Genomic DNA, 6,570 nt, shown 5'->3' with positions numbered 1-6,570 from the left:
GGGCGGGTGGGGGTCCCGGGTGGGTTGCCGGGCCTCAGCCCTCCTCGGGCTCCAGCACCAACCGGACGAACACCTTGCGCCCGTTCTCGTCGACGAACCATGCATTGCGATAGTCGTCGTGTGTCAACGCCCGCAGTCGATTCAGGAATTGGCCGAACGTTCCTTGTTCGCCGAGGTCCAGCTGCCGGAGCTCGGCGAAGTCCTTCTTCAGGTTGAGGTTTCCCTCGCCGGGCATCGGCGAGGCGGTGTAGTTGCCGTCGCGAATGGCCTCGAAATGTTCGAGCACCAACTCGCGCTCGATCTCCAGCAGCCGGGCATAGACGCTGCCCGAGGTGTCCCAGGATTCGATCGGGCATTCGCGCTGGGCGATTATCGGGCCGTGGTCTAACTGGTCGTCCATCTCGTGGATCGTCACCCCGACCTTCTGCCCGTCGATGATCGAGAAAACCTGCGGAAACCAGCCGCGGTTATAGGGATTCAAGCCTGGGTGCACATTCACACACCGCACTCCGTCGAGTAGTGCGTCCGGGAACTTCTGCTTGCAGTGCAGCGAAAGCACCAGCCCATAGCTCTCGACGATGTCGGCCGTGCGCTCCTTGACGTCCAGCCGCGGCACACCCGGCAGTTGCCCGATCGGAGTCTGGAAGACGTCGACGTCGTCGTACTTGGCCTGCAGTTCAGCCGCGACCGCGTGGGCGTGCACATTGTCGGTCAGGATCAGAATTCTCATCGCCCGCGCACCCTACTTGACCACTCAGTGCGGTTCGATCAATCGGGTCGCCTCATCGATCACCGCCTGCCGCAGATCGGCGTCGGTCAGCTCGTCGAGCCCGGTCGCCGAGCGCAGCATCGGTTCGAACAGGCGCCAACCCAGTCGCAGCGCAAGGGCATTCGCGACGGCCAGCCGCGCGTCGGACTCTTTGTCGTGACGCGTGCGGGCATAGTCAAGCAGCGGGACGACGTTGGGAAAGCGGGTCTTCAGTTGCTCGGCCGAGTACCCGTCGAGCAGAGCCCGGGCCCACACTCGCATTTGGCGGTCCATCGCCCGATCCACAACTTCGGACTCGGCATCCGAATGCAACAGCGTCGTCAGCTCGGCGCCCAGGTGATCCAGCACGGCGCGGACCAACTGTTCCTTGGTGCCGAAGTGACGAAACACCAAGCCGTGATTGACCTTTGAGCGGGCAGCGATGTCGCGGATCGACGTCGCGGCCGGGCCTCGCTCGGCAAACAGGTCGGCCGCCGCCTGCAGGACCGCGGCCGCCACCTCTTCCCGCCCGGTGGGAATCGGGCCGCGCGAGGCGTTTGCCGACGGTGTAGTCACCCGCCAACGGTAACTGGTCTGAAGCCCGCGTCGAACGTGGGCCGTGTGGATGCACCGAGCGGGTTTCAGCTGCGTATGACCCACGCTCGGCGCGATTGGGAGCCGCCCCTTGTCGTGGCGTAGTCAACTGACTACACTCCAACCGTAGTCGGATGACTACACCCCTTTCAGAAGGACGAGAACAATGGCAGACCTGATAGCTGTGCACCAGCTCGGCAGCCGCATCGGCGCCGAGGTCAGCGGAGTGCGCCTAGGCGGTGACCTCCCCGCTGCCGCGGTCGAAGAGATTCGCGCGGCCCTGCTGGCCCACAAGGTGATCTTCTTCCGCGACCAGCATCATCTCGACGACGCCGAACAGCTGGAATTCGCGGCGCTGCTGGGCACCCCGATCGGTCATCCGGCTGCCGCCGCCCTGGCGGCGGACACCCCGATCATCACCCCGATCAACTCCGAGTTGGGCAAGGCCACCCGCTGGCACACCGACGTCACCTTCGCCGCGAACTACCCGGCGGCGTCCATCCTGCGTGCGATTACATTGCCCAGCTACGGCGGGTCGACGCTGTGGGCCAACACCGCCGCGGCGTACACGGCGCTGCCCGAGCCGCTGAAGTGCCTGGTTGAAAATTTGTGGGCGCTGCATACCAACCGCTACGACTACGTGGACAGCGCGTCCACCACACCGGTCAGCGACCTGCAGCGGGCGTTCCGGCAGGCGTTCGAAAAGCCCGATTTCCGCACCGAGCATCCGGTGGTGCGGGTCCACCCGGAAACCGGTGAGCGCACGCTGGTGGCCGGCAACTTCGTGCGTGGCTTCGTCGGCCTGGACAGCGCCGAGTCCAACGCACTGTTCGAGCTGCTGCAGCGGCGAATCACGTTGCCGGAGAACACTGTTCGATGGAACTGGCGGCCCGGCGACGTCGCCATCTGGGACAACCGCGCCACCCAGCACCGCGCGGTCGACGACTACGACGACCAGTACCGGCTGATGCACCGGGTCACCCTGATCGGCGATATCCCCGTCGACGTGCACGGCCGGCACAGCCGGGTCGTCAGCGGGGCACCGCTGGCCCTGGCGGGCTGAGGGTCGGCCTAACTCGCGTCGGCCGTCGGGGCGATTTCCTCCATCGGCAACCGGCGCAAGGCGCCGGGCGCGTCGGCGGGCACCACCGGGTGCTCCGGCTCGATCGGATCCAGCCGGCGGTAGGGCTCACCCTGCTTGGGCCGCAAGTCATCCTGACCCTTATTGGGCCACAGCGCGGCGGCCCGTTCGGCCTGCGCGGTGATCGACAGCGACGGGTTGACGCCCAGGTTCGCCGAGATCGCCGCTCCGTCAACTACGTAGAGGTTCGGGTAGCCGTAGACCCGGTGGTAGGGGTCGATCACACCGTTGTCCGGGCTGTCCCCAATCGCCGCCCCGCCCAGGAAGTGCGCGGTCAGCGGGATGTTGAACAACTCGCCCCAGGTACCGCCGGCGACGCCGTCGATCTTCTTGGCGATCCGGCGGGTTACTTCGTTGCCGACCGGAATCCAGGACGGGTTCGGCTCGCCGTGGCCCTGCTTGCTGGTGTACCAGCGGATGCCGAGCTTGCCACGCTTGGTGTAGGTGGTGATCGAGTTGTCCAGGTTCTGCATGACCAGCGCGATCATGGTGCGCTCGCTCCACTCTTTGGTGTTGAGCAGCCGGATGATCGCCTTCGGGTCCTCGCGGGCCAGCCGGATCAGCTGGCGCCACCGCGGCTCGTCGGTACCCTCCGGGCCGGAACCGTCGGTCATCAACGTCTGCAGCAGCCCCATGGCGTTGGAGCCCTTGCCGTAGCGGACCGGTTCCACATGCGTGTCGGAACTGGGGTGGATCGACGACGTGATCGCCACGCCGTGTGTCAGATTCAGGTCCGGCGACACCTTGAGCCGGGCGGCGCCGACGATCGACTCGGAGTTGGTTCGGGTCAGCACGCCCAGCCGCTTGGACAACCGCGGCAACTTGCCCTTGTCGCGCATGTTGAACAGCAGGTGCTGGGTGCCCCAGGTGCCCGCGGCGAGAATGAGGTGATTGGCGGTGTAGGTCCGGCGGTCGCGGCGCAGCCAGCTCCCGGTCCGCACGGTCGCCACCTCCCAAACCCCATCGGAGCGCTGCTCGAAGTTCTTTACCGTCGTCATCGAAATGACTTCAGCCCCAGCTGATTCCGCGAGATAGAGGTAGTTCTTCAACAGCGTGTTCTTCGCGCCGTAGCGGCAGCCCGTCATGCAGCAGCCGCATTCCAGGCAGCCGGTGCGCTCGGGCCCGGCGCCGCCGAAGTAGGGGTCGGGCACCTTTTCGCCGGGTGTCTTGGTGCCGTCCGGGCCGAAGAACACCCCGACCGGTGTCGGCACAAAGGTGTCACCGCAACCCATCTCGTCGGCGACCTCTTTGACGATGCGGTCGGCGTCGGTGAACGTCGGGTTGTAGACCACCCCGAGCATCCGCTGGGCCTGTTCGTAGTGGGGCATCAACTCCGACCGCCAGTCGGTGATGTCGCGCCACTGCGGGTCGTTGAAGAACGGGTCGTTCGGGATGTACAGCGTGTTCGCGTAATTCAGCGAACCCCCGCCCACCCCGGCACCGGCCAGGATCATCACGTTCTTCAGTGGGTGGATGCGCTGGATGCCGTAGCAACCCAGCTTGGGCGCCCACAGGAATTTGCGCAGCTCCCACGAGGTCTTGGCGAATTCGTCGTCGGCGTAGCGCTTGCCGGCCTCCAGCACGCCGACCCGGTAACCCTTCTCGGTGAGCCGCAGCGCGCTGACGCTGCCGCCGAATCCCGAACCGATAATCAGGACGTCATAATCAGGCTGCATTGCTGCAGTATGACCGGCTTTACACCGGGACTGAACAGCACCCCTAGGTGCTTACCGTCAACCCGACTTTCTGGAATTCCTTGAGGTCGCAGTATCCGGCCTTGGCCATCGAACGGCGAAGTCCCCCAACAAGGTTCAGCGTGCCAAACGGGTCGTCGGAAGGGCCGTTGAGCACCCGTTCCAGCGGCGGCCGCTCACCGACGGCGATCTGGAGCAACGCCCCGCGGGGCAACGAGGGATGCGCGGCGGCGGCCGGCCAGAACCAGCCGTCGCCGAGCGCCTCGGCGGATTCGGCCAGCGGCGTACCGAGCACCACCGCGTCCGCCCCGCAGGCGATCGCCTTGGCCAACTCACCCGAGTTGTGAATGTCCCCGTCTGCCAGCACGTGGACGTAACGCCCACCGGTCTCGTCGAGGTATTCGCGGCGCGCTGCGGCGGCGTCGGCGATCGCGGTGGCCATCGCCACATTGATGCCCAGCACCTCGTCGGTGGTGGTGACGCCCTGGGTGGAGCCGTAGCCGACGATGACCCCCGCCGCGCCGGTGCGCATCAGGTGCAGGGCCGTGCGGTGGTCCTGCACGCCGCCGGCGACGACGGGGATGTCGAGTTCGGAGATGAAGGTTTTGAGGTTGAGCGGCTCCCCGTCGCTGGCCACCCGCTCGGCCGACACGATGGTGCCCTGGATGACGAGCAGGTCGACACCGGCCTGCACCAGCACCGGGGTCAGCGCCTGCGCGTTCTGCGGGCTGACCCGTACCGCCGTGGTGACGCCGGCCTCGCGGATGCGGGCCACCGCGGCGCCGAGCAGGTCGGGGTTCAGCGGGGCGGCGTGCAGCTCCTGCAGCAGCCGGATCGCCGCCGACGGCTCGGGCTCCTTGGTGGCGGCCTCGACCAACTGGGCGACCTTGGCCTCGACGTCGGCGTGCCGTCCGTACAACCCCTCCCCGTTGAGCACCGCCAGCCCACCGAGCCGGCCCAGCTCGATGGCGAACTCCGGGGACACCAGGGCGTCGGTCGGATGGGCCAGTACCGGAATCTCGAACCGGTAGGCGTCCAGCTGCCAGGCCGTGGACACATCCTGCGACGAGCGGGTGCGCCGCGACGGCACGATGTTGATGTCACTGAGCTCATAGGTGCGACGGGCGCTGCGGCCCATGCCGATCTCGACCATTTCGATGTCCGCGCGCTCTATCGGGCGTAGTAGTTGGGCGCTTCGACGGTCATGGCGACGTCGTGTGGGTGACTCTCCTTCAACCCCGCCGGCGTGATCCGGACGAACTGCGCCTGTTGCAGCACCTCGATGGTGGGCGCGCCGGTGTAGCCCATCGCGGCGCGCAAGCCACCGGTCAACTGGTGGATCACCGATCCCAGTGGACCGCGGAACGGCACTCGGCCCTCGATGCCCTCGGGCACCAGCTTGTCCTCGGAAAGCGCGTCATCGGCGAAGTAGCGGTCCTTGGAGAACGACTTCGTCCCGTTGCGGCCCTGCATGGCGCCCAGCGACCCCATGCCGCGGTAGCTCTTGTACTGCTTGCCGTTGACGAAGATCAGTTCGCCGGGCGCCTCGGCGGTGCCGGCCAGCAGCGAGCCCAGCATCGCGGTCGACGCACCGGCGGCCAGCGCCTTGGCGATGTCACCGGAGTACTGCAGTCCGCCGTCGGCGATCACCGGCACACCCGCCGGGCGGCACACCGCGACCGCTTCCAGAATCGCGGTGATTTGTGGCGCCCCTACCCCTGCCACAACTCGGGTGGTGCAGATCGAGCCCGGGCCCACGCCCACCTTGACCGCGTCGGCGCCGGCATCGACCAGCGCCGCGGCGGCCGAGCGGGTGGCGACGTTGCCGCCGACCACCTCGACGCGGTCACCGACCTCGAGCTTGAGCTTGCTGACCATGTCCAGCACCAGCCGGTTGTGGGCGTGCGCGGTATCGACCACCAGCACGTCGACCCCGGCGTCGACCAGCATCATGGCGCGCACCCAGGCGTCGCCGCCGACCCCAACGGCGGCGCCCACCAAGAGCCGGCCGTCGCTGTCCTTGGTGGCCAGCGGGTGTTGCTCGGTCTTGACGAAGTCCTTGACCGTGATCAGCCCCGTCAACCGGCCGTGGCCGTCCACGATCGGCAGCTTCTCGATCTTGTTGCGACGCAGCAGGCCTAGTGCCGCCGACGCGCTGACGCCCTCCTGGGCGGTGATCAGCGGCGCTTTGGTCATCACCTCGGCGACCTGCCGTGACTGGTCGACCTCGAAGCGCATGTCGCGGTTGGTGATGATGCCGACCAGCGCGCCGTCGTCGTCGACGACCGGCAATCCGGAGATCCGGAACCGGGCGCACAGCGCGTCGACCTGGGCCAATGTGTTGTCCGGACGGCAGGTGACCGGGTCGGTGACCATGCCGGCCTCGGACCGCT

At 67.2% G+C, this 6,570-nt stretch carries 6 protein-coding genes; 1 reads left to right on the top strand and 5 read right to left on the bottom strand.

The window, feature by feature from the left end; translation table 11 throughout:
- Positions 1–34: 34 nt before the first annotated feature.
- Both A9X01_RS23760 and A9X01_RS23755 read right to left on the bottom strand, forming a co-directional pair.
- Positions 35–730: a dTDP-4-amino-4,6-dideoxyglucose formyltransferase gene (locus A9X01_RS23760; protein ID WP_065123074.1), complete on the bottom strand. Its 696-nt coding sequence runs from the start codon at positions 728–730 to the stop codon at positions 35–37.
- A gap of 24 nt (positions 731–754) precedes the next feature.
- Positions 755–1,324 (bottom strand): TetR/AcrR family transcriptional regulator, encoded by a 570-nt coding sequence (locus tag A9X01_RS23755; protein WP_065123073.1) that lies wholly within the window; start codon positions 1,322–1,324, stop codon positions 755–757.
- Between the two features lie 184 nt (positions 1,325–1,508).
- Here A9X01_RS23755 and A9X01_RS23750 point away from each other — a divergent pair, with 184 nt between their 5' ends.
- Complete coding sequence (locus A9X01_RS23750; RefSeq protein ID WP_065123072.1) at positions 1,509–2,405, top strand: TauD/TfdA dioxygenase family protein; 897 nt, start codon at positions 1,509–1,511, stop codon at positions 2,403–2,405.
- A gap of 8 nt (positions 2,406–2,413) precedes the next feature.
- On the opposite strand, the gene A9X01_RS23745 is transcribed toward A9X01_RS23750, so the two are convergent.
- The 3 genes from A9X01_RS23745 to guaB form a co-directional block, all read right to left on the bottom strand.
- The gene (locus A9X01_RS23745) at positions 2,414–4,159 is read right to left on the bottom strand and encodes a GMC oxidoreductase (protein WP_065123071.1); all 1,746 of its coding nucleotides are present in this window, start codon (positions 4,157–4,159) and stop codon (positions 2,414–2,416) included.
- A gap of 43 nt (positions 4,160–4,202) precedes the next feature.
- Positions 4,203–5,330: a GuaB3 family IMP dehydrogenase-related protein gene (locus tag A9X01_RS23740; RefSeq protein WP_065123070.1), complete on the bottom strand. Its 1,128-nt coding sequence runs from the start codon at positions 5,328–5,330 to the stop codon at positions 4,203–4,205.
- A 17-nt stretch (positions 5,331–5,347) separates the two neighbouring features.
- Positions 5,348–6,570 (bottom strand): IMP dehydrogenase (gene guaB / locus A9X01_RS23735; protein ID WP_065123069.1); only part of this gene is annotated, 1,223 nt, incomplete at its 5' end.

This window comes from Mycobacterium asiaticum (assembly GCF_001668675.1).
Lineage (GTDB): Bacteria > Actinomycetota > Actinomycetes > Mycobacteriales > Mycobacteriaceae > Mycobacterium > Mycobacterium asiaticum_D.
This window is presented reverse-complemented; position numbering and strand designations above follow the sequence as displayed.